This window comes from Bacillus sp. mrc49 (assembly GCF_002803435.1).
The window spans coordinates 1-20,476 of record NZ_PHNG01000694.1 but is presented as its reverse complement, the minus strand read 5'-3'; the positions used below and the strand labels follow the sequence as shown (position 1 = coordinate 20,476).

The 20,476-nt window shown below is 41.1% G+C and carries 17 protein-coding genes; 10 read left to right on the top strand and 7 right to left on the bottom strand.

Features of this window, described 5'->3' with window-relative positions; all coding sequences use genetic code 11:
• The first annotated feature begins 225 nt into the window (after positions 1-225).
• The 3 genes from CVN76_RS15055 to CVN76_RS15045 all read left to right on the top strand — a co-directional run bounded on the left by CVN76_RS15055 (position 226) and on the right by CVN76_RS15045 (position 2,222).
• Positions 226-576: a hypothetical protein gene (locus CVN76_RS15055; protein ID WP_061143362.1), complete on the top strand. Its 351-nt coding sequence runs from the start codon at positions 226-228 to the stop codon at positions 574-576.
• 492 nt (positions 577-1,068) lie between these two features.
• On the top strand, positions 1,069-1,638 hold the full coding sequence (locus tag CVN76_RS15050; RefSeq protein WP_100531952.1) for a bifunctional transcriptional activator/DNA repair enzyme AdaA: 570 nt from the start codon (positions 1,069-1,071) through the stop codon (positions 1,636-1,638).
• Between the two features lie 53 nt (positions 1,639-1,691).
• Complete coding sequence (locus tag CVN76_RS15045; RefSeq protein ID WP_100531951.1) at positions 1,692-2,222, top strand: methylated-DNA--[protein]-cysteine S-methyltransferase; 531 nt, start codon at positions 1,692-1,694, stop codon at positions 2,220-2,222.
• 323 nt (positions 2,223-2,545) lie between these two features.
• On the opposite strand, the gene CVN76_RS15040 is transcribed toward CVN76_RS15045, so the two are convergent.
• The gene (locus CVN76_RS15040; protein WP_100532004.1) at positions 2,546-3,304 is read right to left on the bottom strand and encodes a DeoR/GlpR family DNA-binding transcription regulator; all 759 of its coding nucleotides are present in this window, start codon (positions 3,302-3,304) and stop codon (positions 2,546-2,548) included.
• A gap of 226 nt (positions 3,305-3,530) precedes the next feature.
• Here CVN76_RS15040 and CVN76_RS15035 point away from each other — a divergent pair, with 226 nt between their 5' ends.
• Genes CVN76_RS15035 through phnX form a run of 5 tightly spaced genes read left to right on the top strand, consistent with a single transcriptional unit; the run spans position 3,531 to position 8,830 of the window.
• Complete coding sequence (locus CVN76_RS15035; RefSeq protein WP_100531950.1) at positions 3,531-4,283, top strand: ABC transporter ATP-binding protein; 753 nt, start codon at positions 3,531-3,533, stop codon at positions 4,281-4,283.
• The gene (locus CVN76_RS15030) at positions 4,276-5,895 is read left to right on the top strand and encodes an ABC transporter permease subunit (protein ID WP_100531949.1); all 1,620 of its coding nucleotides are present in this window, start codon (positions 4,276-4,278) and stop codon (positions 5,893-5,895) included. Before CVN76_RS15035 ends, CVN76_RS15030 begins: the two co-directional genes overlap by 8 nt.
• 10 nt (positions 5,896-5,905) lie before the next feature.
• Complete coding sequence (locus CVN76_RS15025) at positions 5,906-6,898, top strand: extracellular solute-binding protein (RefSeq protein ID WP_100531948.1); 993 nt, start codon at positions 5,906-5,908, stop codon at positions 6,896-6,898.
• A 25-nt stretch (positions 6,899-6,923) separates the two neighbouring features.
• Positions 6,924-8,018 carry a 2-aminoethylphosphonate--pyruvate transaminase gene (phnW, locus tag CVN76_RS15020; RefSeq protein WP_100531947.1) on the top strand — a complete coding sequence of 365 codons (1,095 nt, stop codon included), beginning with the start codon at positions 6,924-6,926 and terminating at the stop codon, positions 8,016-8,018.
• Entirely contained in the window at positions 8,015-8,830 is an 816-nt protein-coding gene (gene phnX / locus CVN76_RS15015; protein ID WP_100531946.1) for a phosphonoacetaldehyde hydrolase, read from the top strand. Before phnW ends, phnX begins: the two co-directional genes overlap by 4 nt.
• Before the next feature lie 198 nt (positions 8,831-9,028).
• Here phnX and CVN76_RS15010 read toward each other — a convergent pair whose 3' ends face one another.
• Both CVN76_RS15010 and CVN76_RS15005 read right to left on the bottom strand, forming a co-directional pair.
• A complete protein-coding gene (locus CVN76_RS15010) occupies positions 9,029-10,384 on the bottom strand; it encodes an APC family permease (protein WP_100531945.1) in 1,356 nt (451 codons plus the stop codon).
• A 321-nt stretch (positions 10,385-10,705) separates the two neighbouring features.
• Positions 10,706-11,830: an alanine dehydrogenase gene (locus tag CVN76_RS15005; protein WP_100531944.1), complete on the bottom strand. Its 1,125-nt coding sequence runs from the start codon at positions 11,828-11,830 to the stop codon at positions 10,706-10,708.
• Between the two features lie 418 nt (positions 11,831-12,248).
• Here CVN76_RS15005 and CVN76_RS15000 point away from each other — a divergent pair, with 418 nt between their 5' ends.
• A complete protein-coding gene (locus tag CVN76_RS15000) occupies positions 12,249-13,889 on the top strand; it encodes a PucR family transcriptional regulator (protein ID WP_100531943.1) in 1,641 nt (546 codons plus the stop codon).
• A 270-nt stretch (positions 13,890-14,159) separates the two neighbouring features.
• On the top strand, positions 14,160-15,224 hold the full coding sequence (locus CVN76_RS14995; protein WP_100531942.1) for an NAD(P)/FAD-dependent oxidoreductase: 1,065 nt from the start codon (positions 14,160-14,162) through the stop codon (positions 15,222-15,224).
• A 501-nt stretch (positions 15,225-15,725) separates the two neighbouring features.
• Here the strand turns inward: CVN76_RS14995 and CVN76_RS14990 are convergent.
• From CVN76_RS14990 to CVN76_RS14975, 4 genes are all read right to left on the bottom strand, one after another.
• Positions 15,726-17,672: an ABC transporter permease gene (locus CVN76_RS14990; RefSeq protein WP_100531941.1), complete on the bottom strand. Its 1,947-nt coding sequence runs from the start codon at positions 17,670-17,672 to the stop codon at positions 15,726-15,728.
• The gene (locus CVN76_RS14985; protein ID WP_100531940.1) at positions 17,662-18,423 is read right to left on the bottom strand and encodes an ABC transporter ATP-binding protein; all 762 of its coding nucleotides are present in this window, start codon (positions 18,421-18,423) and stop codon (positions 17,662-17,664) included. The genes CVN76_RS14990 and CVN76_RS14985 overlap by 11 nt, the downstream gene beginning before the upstream one ends.
• 99 nt (positions 18,424-18,522) lie before the next feature.
• The gene (locus tag CVN76_RS14980; protein ID WP_100531939.1) at positions 18,523-19,527 is read right to left on the bottom strand and encodes a sensor histidine kinase; all 1,005 of its coding nucleotides are present in this window, start codon (positions 19,525-19,527) and stop codon (positions 18,523-18,525) included.
• Positions 19,524-20,213, bottom strand: a complete 690-nt coding sequence (locus CVN76_RS14975; RefSeq protein WP_100532003.1) for a response regulator transcription factor — start codon at positions 20,211-20,213, stop codon at positions 19,524-19,526. Before CVN76_RS14975 ends, CVN76_RS14980 begins: the two co-directional genes overlap by 4 nt.
• Between the last annotated feature and the right edge of the window lie 263 nt (positions 20,214-20,476).

The following is a 20,476-nucleotide window of genomic DNA, read 5'->3' as shown; positions in this document are numbered from 1 at the left end:
CAATAAATTGTGTGAAATATGCATGGTCCCGAAGATATTGACTAGCACGCCGATACATGTTATTTTACTAAAAACGAATACCAATCGTAATTATTACGGTTTAGGCCTTGCAAATATACTTGATGGCTTGCTGCTGCGATGTCATAATGAGGTGTTGAGCAGTATAGCGTTTTCGTAGATGAGCTAAAAGGAATGTAACTATAAATAAATCCGAGGTATAACGATATGAATGAAAGATTAATGGAGTTTTTATTGCGTCATGAAGTGACCAGGCTCTCTGGCGTGAAAAAACAAGTGTATGAATTCATCGTGAATGAAGAGGATTTTCTTGCTTCAAAGGCAGACACGGTCGATCAATTCATGCGATTGCTGGTGAAGCATTCCCCGCCTAGGCTTGCAGCCCGTCATTTCAATATGCCGTATGGGGAGATCATTCGCTTCATGAATGAAATAGAAGCCGAGTTGAATGAGCGGCTGGAGGAAAGGTGCAAGAAAGTGAAGTGGCTGGACTGTACGGAAAAGGACCAACAGGCATTTGTGGAATATCATAGAAAGTTATTTTTGTTCGTTAACTGAATGGGAAATCATGAAAATGTCCTGGTGTGAACGGGCATTTTTTTTCGTTCGGAACCGTTAAACCTTGTTTGAATGGACCATAAGAGCAAGAATGAGGACGATTTGGAGATGGTTTGTTTGTTAAAATGAGGACAAATAAATGATCCTACAGTAATCAGGATTCAAGCGATTGGAACGACAAGGTGGGAAATTGCCAACTCCCTTGGTCATCCGGATGGCGAATGGATTGATTTTGACAGACATTTATGTATCATTAAACTTATTGCGGATACTGTGAAAATGTCCGACACCGTGCCCCCCCTCATGTATTTTCGCTGCCTGAATTAACAATTGGTAAAGAGCTTCGAGATTTAGGGGTGAAACGCCTCGGTTTTGGGAACGCCCTATCAGATAAAGTCATTGCATTGTTGGAAAGAGGTGCAGCACGGATAGTGGAGTTAAATGATACCTCACATTGATATGGAACTAAAACCTGAAAGGATGCGGAGTATAATGGATCTTGCTATAAAGCTTTCTTTTGAAGAAATGTGGGAGAAAATCATTGCCTGCGACCCTACATATGACGGCTTATTCTATACGGCAGTAAAGACAACCAACATATACTGCCGCCCTTCATGCAGGTCAAGGAAGCCCAAAAAAATAAATGTGAAATTCTATCATGACATCGATGAAGTTGAAAGGGCTGGTTTCCGTGCTTGCAAAAGGTGCCAACCGGAAGTCGAGGATTCCCCGCAGATGCGCCTTGTCAGGGATGTCATCGCTTTCTTGGTGAATCAGTATAACCAAAAGGTGGAGTTAAAAGATATTGCCAGCCATGTTGGTGTAAGTTCCTATTATCTGGAGCGGCTATTTAAAAAAGAAACATTGCAAACTCCCCGTTCCTATCTGGAAAAAATAAGAGTCGATAAAGCGGCATTTCTTCTAGCAAGCACAAGTCTAACGAATCTTGAGATTTCCCTTGAAGTGGGGTTTCAAAGCCCTTCGAACTTTTATAAGGTATTTCGCCGTTTGAAGAACTGTTCCCCCGGTGAATATCGAAACATGCAGGAAAATGGGAATTGAAAAAAATGAGGGGGGGCAGGCCGTCTGCTACCTTTAATCTGGGAGGTTTTTATATGAGTGAATTACATAAATTAGATTATGAATCGCCAATAGGAATGATCGAGATATCAGGAACCAATGAGGCGATCTGTTCGATAATGTTTGCTGAAAGGGATATAAAGGTGAATGGTAGGCAAGACCGAACGCCCAAGGTTTTGGTGGAGTGCTATGATCAGCTTGATGAGTATTTCAAAGGTGAACGCATGGAATTTACGTTTCCCTTTTTACTTGAAGGGACGATCTTCCAGAAAAACGTATGGAATGCACTAACGGGAATCGTGTACGCCAATACGGGTACCTATAAAGACATCGCCGTTACAATCGGTAACGAAAAAGCCATTAGGGCAGTAGGGAGTGCTAATGGCAGGAATAAGTTGAGCATCGTGATTCCTTGTCATCGGATCATAGGTTCAAACGGGAAATTAACCGGTTATGCAGGTGGCTTATGGAGAAAGGAATGGCTCCTTCAGCATGAAAGGAATGTTAAGCAAAATACTCGCCCAACATTAAGGATACCCGGGACGCAAACTGTGGAAAAACGGTGATGCAAGTTTGGGTTTCTTGTCTCGCCCCCTTTCCCTCTCATGATTTAAGCGAGTATAGTAAACTCCATGGATGGAAGAAGTTTGGAACTCTCCTGCCCATTAACAGGCTAGACGTGTCGGGGAAAGCCGAGTATTGAACGAAAAAACGGGAGCTATACTACTGTATAGCTCCGTTTTTTCGTTCTTTTAGGCTCTTTTCGTAAAGATTGTTGTTGTTAAAACGAAACGTTTTAAGGTTGATTGGGCTGCGGGCCCTCTTCATTGGCGAGCATTTGGAGGGGAAATCGACCAAAGCAACAAAGTATGTGAAAACAGCCCCTCATTTAAGAAAGTATCAAATGTGTGCCGGTACCTTGAAACGAAGAGATGAAATCTTGATGTAAATGATCGTCCGTAATGATGTAATCGATTTTATCCAATGGTGCAATCCCGATGGTCACGTCTTTGCCGAACTTCGTGCTGTCGGCGGCAACATAGACCTGTTGTGATAATTCGATGATTTTCTTCCGCGTGTTCGCCTCCTCTAAATTATAGTCGGAAATTCCTTTTTCAATCGTGATGCCACTCGCACAAATGAAGGCCTTCGCTATATTCAATTCGCTAAAGTTGAATAGATAGTCAAATGCGACGATGGATTGTTCATTTTGCCGAACCTTTCCCCCTATGATCAATATCTCGATTTCGCTATGAAGGAGCTCGTTCACGACCGGTATGGAATTGGTTATCACCGTCAGTTTCTTTTTCTGTTTTATATATTTTGCGAGTTGATAGGTTGTCGAACCGCTATCGATATAAATGCAGTCACCATCATGAATATATTCACTGCATTTTTGGGCGATTTCTTCCTTTTCTCGTAATTGGCTGAACATCCTTTCCTCTATCATCGATTCCCCAAATTTAGATTGAGCCAGCTTTACGCCTCCATAAATCTTTTCTATTTTTCCTTGTCTAGTGAGAAGGTTCATATCTCTCCTTAGCGTTTCAATGGAAACTTGCAGTTCTTCAGTAAGCTCGGTAAGCTTCATGACTTTTCTTACCGTCAATAACTCAATGATTTTCTTTTGCCTTTCAAGTGGAAGCATGTTTTCACCCGCCATTCTTCAATTCTCATTTTCGGATATTCCTCATAAGTGTACGATGTATGCGAAACATATTCAATAAACAGCTAGTGACTGTATCATAATATGGTCAAAAGTTAGTATGAATTTAGTATAAAGATGTTCAATATTTACAGAGTATTTACAAAAATCGCAAATTCGATTTACAAACGGCTTTTATACTAAGGGTGTACTTAAGGAGGTGAACGGTTTGCTGAAATTACAAAATATTAGCAAGCAATTCGAAGATAAATTCGTTTTGGAAAATATAAATCTTGAAATAGAAACAGGAGAGATCGTTTCACTGTTAGGCCCAAGCGGGAGTGGAAAAACTACGATGTTGAATATCATCTTGGGGCTAACGAGTGTCGAGCGAGGAAAAATCATTTTTAACGATACCGATTTGAGCAACGTGCGGATGAAGGATCGGGGTTTTAATATAGTCTTCCAAGATTATGCGCTCTTCCCTCATTTGAATGCATACGAAAATATTGTTTATGGACTAAGGAATAAAAAGGGATTGGTAACCGAGGAAGAAGTACAGGAATATATTGATTTCTTGGAGCTTAAACCTCATTTAAAAAAGAAAATGGCTGAATTATCAGGTGGGCAGAAACAGCGGGTAGCACTCGCAAGGACGCTCGTAATGAAACCGAAAATTTTATTGCTTGATGAACCATTAAGTGCATTGGATGGAGTCATCAAGGAATCGATAAAGCAGCGCATTAAATCGATTGCAAGACAATTCAAGCTCACGACGATCATCGTAACGCATGACCCGGAAGAGGCGTTGACGATGTCCGATAAAATTTTGATCATCAATCAAGGGAATATTTCTCAATTTGGATCACCTAAAGAAATCATCAATCAGCCGGCCAATGATTTTGTCAGGGAATTCATCCTTAAACAACTGGAGATCAAGAAAGAAAACATTTATAACTTATTCGGTGAAAAGTATGCCTGATGTAAAACCGGCAATGCAAGCCATTTATATACCTATCTTACTGCTATTTGCCGCTTTTCTTATCTTGCCTTTGGGCATCTTGTTCGTCCGTTCTTTCGAAACGGCTGATGGCATCAATCTCTCGAATTATGTAACGGTCCTTTCAAATGAAGAGCTGATGAAGGCCTTTGGAAACAGCTTGAAAATTTCGGGGATCACGGCCGTCATAACGACCATTATCGCCTTTTGTCTCGCCTATTCAATCCACTGCACCCGAATATATGGACCATTAAAAAGTGTCATCAAAACGGGGATCCTTATTCCGATGCTGCTTCCGACCATCACATTCGGGTTTGCGATCATCTACTCTTTCGGCAATCAAGGAATCATGACGAAAATTGTGGGAAGCAATGTATTCGATATATACGGCTTTAAGGGATTATTGATAGGTTATGTGATTTATACATTGCCATCGGCCTTTCTTCTCATAAACAATTCCTTTAAATATATGGATAAAAGATTCATTGTCGTTTCAAAACTGATGGGGGATGGAACGATAAGAAGTTTCATGAATACGATCATACGGCCATTGTCGGGAACTCTCGGTGGAGCCTTTGTACTTTCTTTCATCTTGAGCTTCACCGATTTCGGGATACCGGCTTCAGTCGGCGGTACCTACTCCGTTGTTGCGACGCAGTTGTATCAAGTTATGCTGGGATCCATTCCTGATTTCAATAATGGTGCCGTGATTGCCATTCTCATGCTCATCCCGGCAGTATTCAGTGTTTTTCTATTAAACTATCTCGAGAAGCGTAATGTTCATTATGACAAGTTCAGCGATATCGAGATTTCGCAGCATAAAGCGAGGGATTTATGTTTTGGGGGTATCTCGCTGCTCGTCTTGCTAGGGCTGGTTTCCGTATTTGCGGTCATGTTCATTGCACCATTTTTAACTAGTGTCCCTTACGATCTTTCATTCACATTCAAGCACTTTATCGCGACCATCGAATCAAGCGATTTAACGGCTGTTTATAAAAACTCCTTATTCGTTTCCTTGATGACGGCCATTCTGGGAACATTCATTGCCTTTAGCTCAGCGGTTTTGAATGTACGGACCCCGCTTAGGGGGAAAGCTTCCATCGATGTCATTTCGATGCTGACGAATACCGTTCCGGGGATGGTGCTCGGCTTATCGTATTTGCTGCTCTTCAGCGGCAGCAGCTGGAAGGGGACCTTCGCCATCATCATTGTTTGTAATATAGTTCATTTTTTTACGACACCTTACTTAATGGCGAAGAACTCATTGGCGAAAATGAACCCCTCATGGGAAACGACCGGCGAACTATTGGGGGATAGCTGGATCAAGACAATCCATCGTGTCATCCTGCCAAACTCGGCATCGACAGTGATCGAGATGTTCAGCTACTATTTCATCAATAGTATGGTGACGATCAGCGGAATCATCTTTTTGGTCACGGCCCAAACGACATTAGTGGCCAGCAAAATTAAAGAGCTTCAGCATTTTGCCAAGTTCAATGAAATATTCATCTTGTCTTTGCTTATCTTTTTTACAAATCTAATCGTGAAGCTGCTTTGTGATCATTATCAAAAAAGACAATCGAAACATAAATGAGGGGGATATTATGGTTAAAAAGTGGAAGATAGCCTTACTTTCTTTAGTTGCTTTAAGTTTGGTATTTGTATGGGCAGGCCGTAACAGCGGCAAAGCGGATGAGGAAAGGGTGGTCATCTATACGAATGGCGATGAAGAAGCGACAACAGCAATGGAGACATCCTTGAAAAATGCCGGTTACGAAGGGAAATATGTCCTTCAATCGTTGGGCACATCCGAATTAGGGGGAAAGTTGCTGGCAGAAGGCGCTGAAATCGAGGCCGATCTAGTTACAATGAGTTCCTATTTCATCGAAAGTGCCCAAAAACAGCACCCCATGTTCAAGGACCTTACATTTGAAACAAAAGCGTTGGAACCCAATCCAGCCTATTACACGCCGATCTTGGCCAATACCGGCTCCGTTTTTGTGAATACGGAAGTGCTCAAACAAAAGGACCTGCCGATGCCGAGCTCGATTAAGGACCTAACAAAGCCGGAATATAAAGGGCTCGTTTCCATTCCTAATATTCTGGATTCCTCAACAGGGTGGCTATTAGTTCAAGCGATTATCAGTCAATACGGTGATGCAGAAGGGAAAAAGGTCCTCCATGATTTAATAGCGAATAGCGGTCCGCATTTGGAGAGCTCAGGGTCAGGTCCGATCAATAAAGTGCAATCCGGGGAAGTGGCTGTCGGTTTTGGTTTACGCTATCAAGCCGTTATGGCTAAAGAGTCGGGCTTGCCGATCAAATATGTCGATCCAATCGAGGGGGATTTCTCCTACACGGAATCCGTCGCTGTCGTGAATAAAGGCGATGAAGCTAAAACACGTTTGGCGATGAAAATGGCAGAGACGATCAGCAAAGACGCTAGAGAAGACCTGTTGAAGCATTATCCTGTCGCCCTATACGAAGGTGAAAAGGTAACGGAAAAAAATAAACCGGCCCACCCGATGAAATTCAAACAGCCTCTTACGGTCGAATTATTAAAACAACATCAACAGTTCTTTAAATCAGCACAATGATCATTACAGTGAGGAGTGAAGGAAAATGAATACCTATAAATTATTAACGCCTGGACCGCTGACAACGACAAGTACGGTGAAGCAAGAAATGCTCGTTGACCGCTGCACGTGGGAAACTGATTATAAGGAAATCACCCAAAAAATCAGAAACCAGCTTCTCGACTTGGCATATGCTGCGAACGGAGAATATACGTCAGTACTTATGCAGGGAAGCGGCTCATTTGTTGTAGAATCTGTGCTGACGACTGCACTTTCAGAATCCGATAAGGTGCTGATCATTACGAATGGTGCATATGGAAAGCGGATGGTGAAAATGGCAGCGTGCATCGGCTTGAATTATAGGGAATATGGTGTTGAGTACAACGAATTTCCAAAGGAAGCTGAGATTCGCCGCATATTGGTTGAAGATCGGGACATCACCCATATTGCCATGGTCCATTGTGAAACGACGACCGGAATCTTAAATCCGATCGAGATGGTCTCGAAGGTATCAAAGGAACAGGGGAAAATCTTGATCATCGATGCGATGAGCAGCTTTGGCGGAATTGACATGAATGTAGCTGAACTCGGAATCGATTATTTGATCAGCAGTGCAAATAAATGCATTCAAGGGATTCCTGGTTTTGGTTTTGTCATTGCTAAGCTGGATGAATTATTGGCTTGTGAGGGCAATGCCCGCAGTTTGTCACTGGATTTATATGATCAATGGAAGGAGATGGACAAGGATGGGAAATGGCGTTTCACCTCTCCGACTCATGTAGTGGCCGCGTTTGCCAAAGCGCTGGAGGAATTAGCTGAAGAGGGCGGCATTTCTGCCAGGTTCGCTCGTTATAAGGCCAATAATGATAGGTTGAGGAAGCTGATGAGTCAATGGGGGATTCATGCATATATCGCACCCGATAAACAATCGCCTATCATCACGACATTCCTTTTTCCCACTGAAACCTTTGATTTCGAGGACTTTTACAAGTTTATCAAAATGAACGGTTACGTAATCTATCCCGGAAAGCTGACGGACATAAATACATTCCGCATGGGCAATATCGGGGAAATCCATGGAGAAGATATCGAGAAGCTTGGCAGGATCGTAGAAAATTATATGAAAGTGGTGACAGGATGAATAAGGTAGAGGGAATCATTTTGGATTGGGCTGGAACAGCGGTGGATTTTGGCTGTTTTGCGCCAGTGAACGTTTTTGTGGATATTTTTAAGAATGCCGGCATCGATGTGACGATGGCGGAAGCGAGAGCACCGATGGGGATGCTGAAAATCGATCATATCCGGGCAATGCTGGCGATGCCGAGGATATCCGCTTTATGGGAAGAGGCATATGGACGAGGATTCAATGAGGCGGATGTCGAAAAATTGTACGCTGAGTTCGAACCGGCATTAATGGTTTCCTTGGCAGATTATACAGATCCGATTCCAGGTGTCATCGAGACGGTGGAAGTATTGAGAAAGCGCGGGCTGAAGATTGGTTCGACAACGGGGTATACGGATGCCATGATGGAAGTCGTCGTCTCCCATGCGTTGAAAAAAGGCTACGGCCCTGATTTCCATGTAACCCCTGATGCAACCGATTCGGTTGGAAGACCTTATCCATACATGATTTATCGCAACATCGAAGAATTGAGGATATCCGCATCATGGAAAACAGTGAAGATAGGGGATACCGCTTCGGATATGAAGGAGGGAGTCAATGCTGGGGTCTGGTCGGTCGGAGTCATTGTCGGTAGCTCTGAGATGGGATTGAGTTTGGAGGAGTATACTAGTCTATCAGAATGGGATAAAGAAAATGTAATCTCCGAAACTGCCCATTCCTTTATGCAAAATGGGGCTGATTTTACGATTAAAACGATGAAGGAATTGCCTGAGCTCATAGATCGGATCAATGATCTCATAGCTGATGGGAAGAGACCTCGTACGAACTAAACATTAATTATAGTAAAAAACTGTAGCATATACTCTATTTTTGATTGAGAAAGCATAGAGTATATGCTGCATCTTTTTTATTTGTAGGCTGTGTAAAGAGGGGTGTAGGGGACTTCAGCGATCTAGAGTTTTCCATCATTCCAAGTGACAATTATTGTATCTAAGATGGTTTTCAGCTTTCGTATAAACTTAGTGATTTTATTTTAAATCTACACCATGATTTTCTTCGATTTTCAGTACTGGCGGCTGTTTTTTTAGTCCATTTGTCAATACAAGTAAATAAATCAAGCCGATTATTAACCAGCTTACTCCAAGTACTTTTGAGTGAGCATCAAGATTCAAGAGTAGTAAAATATCAAGAGCAGCTCCAATAATGGGAACAAATAAATATAAGAGAGTTCCTTTTACCGAACGCTCTCTATTTCTAATATAATAATGAGCAATTACTGATACATTAACACAAGTGTACGCAAGAAACGCCCCGAAATTAATAAATGATGCTACAAGATCTAAACTTAAAAATAGAGCAAGCAAAGAGACTAAACTAATGATTAGTATATTATTTACGGGTGTTCTATATCTCGGATGCAGGGTGCCAAAGAACTTTTCAGGAAACTGTCCGTCCCGTCCCATCGTATAGAGAACTCGTGAGGCACTTGCCTGGGAAGACATGGCACTACCCAGTACAGCTAGTGCGTAAAGAGCAAGATATATTGAGTACATTACCTTTCCACCAACAAGTTTAATAATTTCGTAGGCAGCCGAATCTGGATTATTAAATGTGCTATACTCTGGCCAAACAAGATACGAGAAATATGAAACACTTGTAAAGATTAAACCACCACCAAGCGTAATTAAAATAACAGCTCGGGGAATTGTTTTCTTAGGGTTCACTGTCTCTTCTGAAAACGCTGTAACTGATTCAAACCCAAGGAAACAAAAGCATAATAATGCTGCTCCAGCTATTGTATAAGAAAAGGGTTCTTTCGAATTATAGAATGGTTCAAGAGATAAAAGAGTTGCAGTGCTTTCTCCCATGAAAATTTCCTTAATAGAAAAACTGATAAAGATAAGGATAAAAAGAAAAGCAAAAATCGTTATGAATGCGTTTACATTCGTGGCAATCTTCAATCCTTTAATATTGATAAAAGTGACGAGAATCAGCATACCTGCAATCCAGATATAACTTGGAATTATAGGAAAGGCAGCTGAGAAAAAAATACCAAATACTAAATAATTCACCATTGGCATGAATAGATAATCCATTAAGATCACCCATCCGACAAGAAATCCAACAGAGGGATTGAGCGATTTTTGCGTATAAACATACGCAGAACCGGAAGATGGAAACGCAATTGCCATTTTCCCATAACTGTAAGCAGTAAACATCATTACCACTAGGGCAACTATCATTGCCCCTGGAACTGTGCCGTGGGAAATATTGGCTGCTATTCCATACGTAGTAAAAGCTGTGGTTAAACCCATAAATGAAAAACCAAACAATACAACTGGAATGAGTGTCAGTGTTCTATCCGTTTTCCTTATATTTGACATGTGAAATACTCTCCTCCTTTACCTGATTTAACCTTTTGTAAGAAATAGGAACAATATTACTACTTCCATGGTTTTTTTATCCGGTGGGTTTCTAGAAATCATAAAAAAGTCAGAAAGATGCTAGGGAGCGTGCTTTGAATTACCCGTCAATTCGTTGTCTTATTTCCCCATTCCTCGTAAGGAATTCCGTCTGCAGACTAACGAAGAAAATTCCTGTGAAAGTTTTCTCGCTAGCATCTTTACTGACTCTAGGAATTTCTTCAGTAACAACTTTTTCAATATTTCTGATCAATAGAAATGAAACGTCAGGGTATGAGTATTCTATAGACGCGACAATAGTAACTCATTTTTTATATCTGTATAAGGCATGTCATGATTGATCCCAACTTCGTGATGAACAATTTCACCGTTCAAGGTGCTGATACAATTTCTTACTATGACATCATTTTCTACAACCTCTTTCAAACCATTATTCGCAATGTCGATAATATATGGGCCGGTTGTCATTAACATCATGTTTGTCGAGGTTTGTGGACATAGTGCCGGCATATTCGGGACACAGTAATGTAGGACATCTTGTTCGTAGTAAACCGGATTCTCTAAAGTCGTATAACGTGAGGTTTCAATGATACCCGTTCCTGCAATATCAATAATAATGGAATGGGGTTTCATCTTACTGACCATCTCTCGTGTTATGATGGATTCGGTCACCCCTGGCATCGGATAAATTGTATTAATTAAGACATCACTTTCAATAAGTTCTTCGAACATCATATCCTTATCCCAACACAAAATATCCACCTGTGGCAACTGATTGTTCAAATAATCGATGCGTTTCATTGATGCTTCCATGATTGTTACATTCAATCCAAGGCCCATCGCAACTTGCGCAGCATTGAGCCCAGCATTGCCACCACCAAGTATGAATACTTTGCTCGACGGTAAACCTGCCAGTTTCCGGAGAAGGATTCCCTTTCCACCATAACCATATTGAGCATATTTGACTGCTTCAAGCATGGCTAATGTTCCTGCAATTTCACTCATTGGCTTAATCGTAGGTCTTGTCCCATCAGGTAAAACGATTAATTCCATTGATATGGAAATAGCTTTTTTATCTAGTAAGGCCTGTGTCATCTCATGATTCACATCTTCTGCCAAATGAAACCATGCCATTATCATTTGATTTTCTTTAAGAAGGTCGTATTCATAGGGTTGAAGTTCCTTCACCTTAACAACAAATTCTGCCTTCTCATAAATTTCGTCAATCGTGTTCACTATTTTTGCGCCAGCCAAAATATATTTCTCGTCACAAAAACCACTAGCTTCACCTGCCATGCTTTGTATGAGTACTTCATGACCGAAAGCTGTTAATTTTTGTACCCATGATGGATTTAATCCCACTCTAGTCTCTGCGATTTTTAATTCTTTAGGAACCCCTACTATCATTGTTCATTCTCCTTTTTAGTTGCATTTAATTAATTGAACATTCTAAAATCTTACAGGGAAATGATAACCCTTTCATTAGACACGAGGTTAAATGTATATTAGTTTTTTTTTAACCCAAGCACTTTTGGTCATCGTGAATCTTTAAAAAAGTGATGATTTTTCCATAATCCAATGTTTTGGTCGTTTTAAGTTTCAATACCACACCGTTCATGCACACATATAACTGATGAAAAATGGTGTAAGATCCTATTAAGAAAGATTCTCAGGTTTGATTAAGGTGTTTTTTCAACAAAGCACGTAAAAGAACATTATGAGGGGGAGAAACAGAGATAGGGATCCATTATTTTATGGGCTTAGATATTCTAGTATAGTTATAATAAAATGATACAGCTAAAAATTATTAAATGAGGTGGTACACATGCTTACAGTACAAGATGTTCTTAAGCGCTCGCTCTTTTCAAAAACGGAGGTAGTAGCGGGGGCTAGCGGATTGCACCGTCAAGTCAAATGGACACATGTCCTTGAAATTCCGTTTTTCGATGATACCATCTTTCAAGGAGGGGAACTGATACTCTCCACCGGATTTGGGTTTGAATGGAGAGACTCATCCAATACATCATTTTTATTAAATCTTATCGAACGCAACGCTTCATGTTTATGTATAGAACTTGGACACTACTTCGAAAAGGTCCCTAATGAAATGATTGAGATGGCAAATGAGTATAACTTTCCGATTATCATTTTCAAGGAATTCATAAATTTCGTTGAAATAGCACAGGATTTACATTCGTTTATCATTAATGTTCATCATGAGAAGTTGGTTACATTAGATTCGATATCAAGAGAGTTCCATTCATTGTCACTCACTACTCATGGGTTATCAAGTATCTTAAAGTTGTTGCAACAAAAGACAGAAGCACCGATTATCTATCTTCCCATTGAGGGAACGCCTTTTTCGATTCCAGGATTGAAAAATGAATTTATGGAGCAGCTACTGCAAACCATTTATGATGATAAAGAACACTGGCATGACCGGATTACAAATGAGTCGCCCATTGAATGGAAGGCCTTAAACCAAACTATTCTTCTCCAACCGATCGGTGCGATGGATCAAATCTGGGCGTACCTTGTTATGGTTTTAGATCGTGAATCGGATGAATTTGATTTCCTAATACTTGATCGTGCTTCTCTAGCAATCTCGCAAGACTTACTGCGCAAACATTATTTGGATGAAAAACGATTACGCTTAGAATCTACATGGCTAAATGATTTACTATATAGACGCATCAATAATGAGGAAAAAGCAAGGGGATTTATTTCGTTAAAATCTAAGCGCGCTTCTATATATTATCGAGTTGCAATCGTTGATATTGAAGATGCACTTCATCCGTCTTCATTAAGTTTATCGGATGAAGAAAATGAATCTGCTATTTATCAATATTCTTTAAAAATTCGTTCTGGGTTCGCAAAATATTCTTTTACACCCTATATCACCTCAATAAGAAATCATATTATTGTATTAGCTATTGATCTTGGAACTGCCGATTCTTCTAAGGCACGCTTCTTGAAAGTGATCAATGCCTTGCTCTATGTTAAAGAAGGTGAATCTAGCCAAATCCGTATAGGCATTGGGCGACAATACCAGTTACTTTTGGATGCTCATACCGGGTATCGAGAAGCGCAGTTAGCTTTAAATTATCGTGCGTTTTCAACAAGTGCCTTTTACGAAGATCTTGGCATCTTTCGGTTGATACATGTAATTCAGCATGATCAAGATACAGCCCATTTTATTGAGGATTATCTCTCTCCTTTAATATCCTATGATAAGGAATATGGAACGGAATTGCTTCTGACTTTAGCAAAATACTTTGAGCTTGATCGCTCAAAGAAGCTTACTGCCCAAAAATTACATGTTGTAAGACAAACCCTCTATCATCGGCTGGAAAAAATAAAAAAGATTCTTGATTTTGATTTTGATGCGCCAGAGAACAGATTAAACGTTGAAATGGCTTTGAAAGCCTATCAACTCATACAACAAGTGGGAATTCCTGCGAAGTAATTATCAACAGCCAACCATGAGCTCATAGGTAACAAGGTTAAGAACGAGGCTAAAAATAATTTAACAATAATATTCATTGACGTTCCATACCCTCAGTCCGTTTTTAACCTAAAATTCATTCTATTACTCCATTTATCATTCATACGTTTATAAAGAATGGTAAGTTTGCTCACTTATTTCATAAATTCATATTGAAAAAGTGACGAAAAGGGTGTACGATTAAATGAGAATGATAATCAATAACATTTGATTACCGAGGAGTGAACGGAAATGGAACAGCAAGATTTATTTGATGTTACAGTTATTGGAGGGGGGCCCGCAGGCCTGTACTCCACTTTTTATAGCGGCTTAAGGGAAATGAAGACGAAAATCATTGAATACCAGCCGCAGCTAGGCGGGAAGATTCATGTATATCCGGAGAAAATGATTTGGGATGTAGGCGGACTGACACCGACTACAGGAGAGAAGTTAATCGAGCAGCTGGTGGAGCAAGGCTTAACGTTCAATCCAACCGTCGTGTTGAATGAGAAAGTGGAATCGATCACACGTAATGAGGAAGGGATATTCGTTTTACTTACAGCATCCGGTCAAAAGCATTATTCCAAGACGATCATTGTTGCGGTTGGCGGCGGAATCTTGAATCCTCAAAAACTGGAGATAGAAGGGGCGGAAAGGTTTGAGGTTTCCAATCTGAACTATACCGTTAAATCATTCAACAGATTCAAGGATAAAACGGTGATCATCTCAGGTGGCGGCAATTCGGCAATCGATTGGGCTAATGAATTGGAGCCAGTCGCCAAAAAAGTTTATCTGACATACAGGAAAGATAGCTTAGCTGGTCATGAATCACAGGCAAGGCAGTTGATGGAAAGCTCAGCCGTTTGCTTCTTGAATACAACGATCACTAAGCTGATCGCGTGTGCCAATCATGAATCGATCGAACATGTCGAATTGACCAACCATACGACGGGTGAGGTTTCTTACCTGCCGGTCGACGAGGTCATCATCAATCATGGATATGAGCGCGATACATCGCTGCTGCAAAATAGTAAAGTGGATATTGCAATGGTCGATAATTATTATATTGAAGGCAATGCTTCCAGTGAATCCTCGATGGATGGAATTTATGCTGCGGGTGATATCCTGCACCATGACGGCAAATTGCATCTAATTGCAGGAACCTTCCAAGATGCGGCAAATGCCGTAAACAAGGCAAAGCAATATATTCAGCCCGATGCACTTGGGGTGGGAATGGTCTCCTCCCATAATGAAATCTTTAAAAAGCGCAACAAGGAACTGATCAAGCAAATGATGAAACCGGCTGCGGTCCTGTAAAAGGAATAGAAGGAAAAACTCGGTGGTACATATATTTACTCTATCGGATGGACACCTTAAAAAGTCTATCTGGTAGGGTACTTTTTTTAGCTAAACTCTGCATTAAAGCGAAGGTAGATTTCTGATTCACGTTTTGGAGAACTATACATCGACCGTTTCATTTCACTGCAGGAGCTCCCTAGACCGCATTTCCCGCAGGAGTGTCGCACCTTCCGTAGCCTAAACTCGCGAGAAAAAGCACGAAACTGGCGAGTAACGTCGTTAAATTGGCGAGTAACGCTCCGATATGGTGAAAGAAAGCTGTGATTATACGAAGAATCCGGACCGAATTTGAGAGTTAAGCAGGAAATTGACAAGAAACGGCTCCAATGTCATGTGAAACGCGCAATTTTTATGACAACCCGTCTCGCATTCGATGCAAAGGCTAAATTCACGGATAAACGCACGAAACTCGCGAGTAAAGTGGCTAAACTCGCGAGTAACTGTCCCTTAATATGATTGTTAAAGCGAATCTTTAATGACCTTTTTGTAATGCAGGACGGACAGGATCCCGAAGATCGAATACAAGGCAGTGTATAATACCATGACGATGATCATCGGTGTCCAAACCTCGGTTCCGAATAAGAACCAGCCTGACTGGACTGCGAAATAACTATGAAGCAGCCCGACGACTAAAGGAATGCCAAAATTGAATATTTGCTTTGTTTGGATACCTTTTAGTAGATCACCTTGGGTGAAACCGAGTTTTCGTAAAATCGTATAATTCGATTTTTCATTTTCGCTTTCATCCATTTGCTTGAAATAGAGAATACAGCCGGATGTTATTAGGAAGGTCAGTCCCAAAAAGCCGACGATGAACATCATGAGGCCCATATTCTTCTTCTGATGATCGAACGTTTCAAGCTGCGATTCTTGGATATGTTTTTCGTTAAAGTTCATTTTTTTGAACGTTTCATTCGCGGCGGGAATTTTTGCTTCATCCTGGATATCGATCCCGATATTAATGGATGAGATTTTCTGGATTTCCGGATCGATATCCTTTTTCAACCGATTGAATATTGCATCATCGACAATCCCGACGGGCATTCCGCCATTGGTGAAATAGTAGGGAAGGATGCTTTCATCGTTCAGGCCCATGTAGGTTTGCGGTATCACCTCATGTTTGCCCTTCCATTCAACCTTTCCGGAATCCTTCAAGGGCATGACTTTCTCAAGCATGCTGCTGTACCCGCTAAACAGCGTCTCTTCCTCGGCTAGATTGATCCCTTTAACGGATTTCTCACTGATGACGGAAAGAACCATGTTGTTCGGATCGAAATTCACCGCTCCCAGGTTTTTCTCCAATATATTCCTTGCATTGACTTTGATTTGGAGGACTTCAATTTTTTCTTCGGCATAAGCAATGTTACTTGCGGACAAAGCTTGTTTGAATGCCTCGGCATCTTTCTTATCGGTCAAGGAAAAATCGTTAGGGATGGAAGTCGCCGCCATTTTTTCAGCTGAGTAGTAGGCGATATAGCTTAACGATAATAATCCAATCGCCAGGGCGGAAACGGTCGTGATGATCGTCAGCAAAATTGCATTCGATTTCATCCGGAACATGATCGATGAAAGGGACAAAACTTCATTGATATTCAAGTAGCCCTTTTTATTTTTACGAACGATATTAAAAATGAAGCTTACGGATCCTTTATAAAATAGATAGGTCCCGATGATGACGGATGCCAAAATGAAGATCATCGCCATAAAAAGCTCGGTCATTTCCATGAACGCTCCATCGAATAATTTGGAGGAAACGACATAGCCGCTAATGATCAGGAGGATCCCGAATACGCCGATGATCATTTCAAACATTGATACCTTTTTCACTTTTCCTTCAGTCAAGGAAGTCACCCTGAATAGGGATAAAATGGTCTGCCTTTTAATGAAGATATAATTCATCAACATGATGAAAAGATAGATGACGCTAAAAACGATCAACGTTTGTATAAGCGGCAAGATCGAAAATTGCAGAGTTGCGATCGCATGGACACCGGTAATCTTAAATAAGATCATCATGATCAATTTGGAACCGGCAAACCCTATGAAGATCCCCATGAACACGGAACAGAAATATAAGATGAAGTTTTCCGCGCTCAGGATACGGAAGATCCTGTTTTTTGTCATGCCTATCAATTGGAATAAGCCAATTTCCTTACTGCGCCGTTTTATGAAAATGCTATTGGCATAAAAGAGGAATATGGAAACGATCGCAACAAGCAGGATCGATGCAGTCTTGATGGCAGCGGCGCCTTTTATGGAACCTTCCGCTTTATCCATCGCTGGGTCATATTGCAAGGTGACAAATGCGAAATAAAGCGAGGCGCTGAAGACCAAAGCAAATACATAAAGGTAATAGTTTTTCAGGTTCTTCTTCAGGTTCCGAAAGATGAGTTGATTAATGCTCATTTTGCACACCGCCCAATACACCTTGTGTTTTCATGATGTCCTTGAAGAAGGTTTGCCTCGTTTCTTCCCCTTTATTCAATTGGGTATAGATTTGTCCATCTTTAATGAAAATGACTCTGCTGCAATAACTTGCTGCCACGGGATCGTGGGTGACCATGATGATCGTCGCTTTGTGTTTTTTGTTCATATCACTCAGTTTGTTCAATAAATCGGAAGCGGATTTGGAATCAAGCGCCCCGGTCGGCTCATCGGCAAAAATGATGCTCGGCTCATGGATGAAAGCCCGCGCCGCAGAAGTACGTTGTTTTTGCCCTCCGGATATTTCATTTGGATATTTATCCTTCACTTCATAAATGCCAAGCTCCTTTGCCACGGCATCGAACTTTTGAAACGCTTCGCGATTAGGTGTTTTTGTAATCGATAAAGGCAAGAGGATATTTTCTTTGACGGTCAGTGTGTCCAATAAATTATATTCTTGGAAGATGAAGCCGAGATGGTTCTTCCTGAATTCGGCGAGCATTTTTTCTTTCATCCCCGAAATTTCTTGTCCATCGATTGTAATGGTGCCGCTGCTGATTTTATCAATGGAGGAAAGGACATTCAGCAACGTCGTTTTTCCTGAACCGGATGCCCCCATGATACTGACGAATTCACCTTCCGCGATGCTTATATCGAGACCCTTTAGTACCTCCTGTTTATTAAGCTTATTCCCATAGCTTTTATGGATTTTTTTCGCTTCTAATATATTCATATCGATACACTCCTTTTTTCTATATCTTTATTATAGAAGGCCATGTATGCTTTTTCCTGCGATTGGCCGAACAAAGAATAAAAGCATGTGACACTTTTGTCACATGCTTGTTATATTCACGAAGTCATTCCGCTTTGGGAAGCGTAAGGTCATGGTCGTTCCCACTCCAGGCTTTGATATTACATCAATCGAGATGAATAGGGATTTTGCCGCCTTCTTGGTTAAATATAACCCCATCCCTGTTGCCGCACTGTCGCGATGATTTGTCGTCGACGTAAAACCTTTATCAAAAATGCGTGATAAGTCCTTCGAATCGATGCCTCGGCCGCAATCCTTCACTTGGAGGATCGTTTGTTCATCGTGGATATAGCTTTTTATCAAAATGTCGGTGTTTTCACTGTATTTAATCGAGTTCGTCAATAATTGCCTGATGATGAAAGCGAGCCATTTGGCATCACTAAGCACTTCGGTCCCATCCAATTGCATGTCAAAGCCGATGCCTTTTTGGATGCACCATGATTGCAATGTTTTGATCTCATCGAAAATGATGGTTTCCAAGTTCATATTCTCCATATACAAGTCATTTTCGATGAAAGGCATGCGCCTCTGATGGAGCTGCTGATCGAGAAGCAGGTGGATCCTTAACCACTCATAAGTCAAATGAGATTTCAGCATGCCATCCTCCAAGCGGTCGATCATTAAATGCATCGCCGTTAAGGGGGTCTTCACTTCATGTATCCAAGATAATAATTCATCCTTCTCCTGCTCCAATGTCATTTGGCTCTTTTCGGCGCTTTGCTTCAATAATTCAGTCTGGTTCATGATACTGCATTCGATGATTCTTTCGAAAGGGCTGTCGGCTTCTGCTAGATTGGTTAAGTCCAGGTTGTCTTCCCGGGCTTCCAGCAGTTTATAATAATGGGTTTCTTTTTTATAACGGAAAATCAAAAAGATACAAAACATGATTAGAGATAAAAAGACTATGTACATGATGGGCTTCACGGGAATGGCTGAATCAAGATAGGCGACTAAGATGATGAATAGATGAAGGAATGTGAAGAAGGTGATCCAGCCGAATCTTTCTGCCAAGTATTTCCTGATCATGCATTTACCTCTTCAACGGCGATATAGCCTTGTCCGACCTTCGTTTCGATATAAGCCCCCAACCCTAATTCATCCAACCTTTTACGTAAACGGTTCACATTGACGGTAAGGGTGTTATCGCTTATGAAGCGCTTGTCATCCCATAAGCTGTTGATTAATTCTTCGCGGCTGACGATCTTGTTTTTTTGTTCAATGAGCTTTTTCAAAATGAAAATTTCATTTTTCGTCAATTCAATCGATCCAGACTCAGCGGAGACGGTATTCTTTTCATAATCGACTGTTGCGCCGCACCAGGTTTTCAACTCGATTTTTTCGGTATTGTAATTATAAACACGGCGAAGGGTGGCCTGTATCTTGGCAATAAGTACATCGAAATGAAAGGGTTTCTGGATGAAGTCATCCGCCCCAAGCTGCATCGACATCACCATATCTGTAGGATGATCGCGGGACGATAAAAAGATGATGGGAACATTGGAGTGCGCCCGGATCAGCCTGCACCAATGGAATCCATCGAACTTCGGCAGCTGGATATCAATGATGACCAAATCAGGATTGATGTCCGAGAATTCGAGAAAGACTTTACTGAAGTCACTGATTCCATGAATATCATAAGACCATTGCGTCAATCTATCTTTCATTTCATTGAATAATGTCGTATCATCTTCTATTAATAACAATTTGAACAAGGGGGTCACCACACTTTTCAGCTTTTCCTTACACTCTTTTCGTAAGGATTGTTGTTTTTGGAGCAGATTGCGAGACTCCTGCGAGAGCAGCGTGACAGGTGAGACCCCAGGCGTTCATGGGGAAATCAACCACACCGCATTACTTGGTGAATAGCAACAAAGTATACGAAAACAGCTTTTCCTTAAAATTATATAGGAAAACCCTTTAAGGTTCTAGAGGAGGGAGGAAATGGGATTTACATTTAGGCGGGATCGCAGAAGAA

Coding starts and splice junctions, on each gene's coding strand:
- CVN76_RS15055 (WP_061143362.1), top strand. CDS start 226: ATGAATGAAAGATTAATGGAGTTTTTATTGCGTCATGAAGTGACCAGG.
- CVN76_RS15050 (WP_100531952.1), top strand. CDS start 1,069: ATGGATCTTGCTATAAAGCTTTCTTTTGAAGAAATGTGGGAGAAAATC.
- CVN76_RS15045 (WP_100531951.1), top strand. CDS start 1,692: ATGAGTGAATTACATAAATTAGATTATGAATCGCCAATAGGAATGATC.
- CVN76_RS15040 (WP_100532004.1), bottom strand. CDS start 3,304: ATGCTTCCACTTGAAAGGCAAAAGAAAATCATTGAGTTATTGACGGTA.
- CVN76_RS15030 (WP_100531949.1), top strand. CDS start 4,276: ATGCCTGATGTAAAACCGGCAATGCAAGCCATTTATATACCTATCTTA.
- CVN76_RS15025 (WP_100531948.1), top strand. CDS start 5,906: ATGGTTAAAAAGTGGAAGATAGCCTTACTTTCTTTAGTTGCTTTAAGT.
- phnW (WP_100531947.1), top strand. CDS start 6,924: ATGAATACCTATAAATTATTAACGCCTGGACCGCTGACAACGACAAGT.
- phnX (WP_100531946.1), top strand. CDS start 8,015: ATGAATAAGGTAGAGGGAATCATTTTGGATTGGGCTGGAACAGCGGTG.
- CVN76_RS15010 (WP_100531945.1), bottom strand. CDS start 10,384: ATGTCAAATATAAGGAAAACGGATAGAACACTGACACTCATTCCAGTT.
- CVN76_RS15005 (WP_100531944.1), bottom strand. CDS start 11,830: ATGATAGTAGGGGTTCCTAAAGAATTAAAAATCGCAGAGACTAGAGTG.
- CVN76_RS15000 (WP_100531943.1), top strand. CDS start 12,249: ATGCTTACAGTACAAGATGTTCTTAAGCGCTCGCTCTTTTCAAAAACG.
- CVN76_RS14995 (WP_100531942.1), top strand. CDS start 14,160: ATGGAACAGCAAGATTTATTTGATGTTACAGTTATTGGAGGGGGGCCC.
- CVN76_RS14990 (WP_100531941.1), bottom strand. CDS start 17,672: ATGAGCATTAATCAACTCATCTTTCGGAACCTGAAGAAGAACCTGAAA.
- CVN76_RS14985 (WP_100531940.1), bottom strand. CDS start 18,423: ATGAATATATTAGAAGCGAAAAAAATCCATAAAAGCTATGGGAATAAG.
- CVN76_RS14980 (WP_100531939.1), bottom strand. CDS start 19,527: ATGATCAGGAAATACTTGGCAGAAAGATTCGGCTGGATCACCTTCTTC.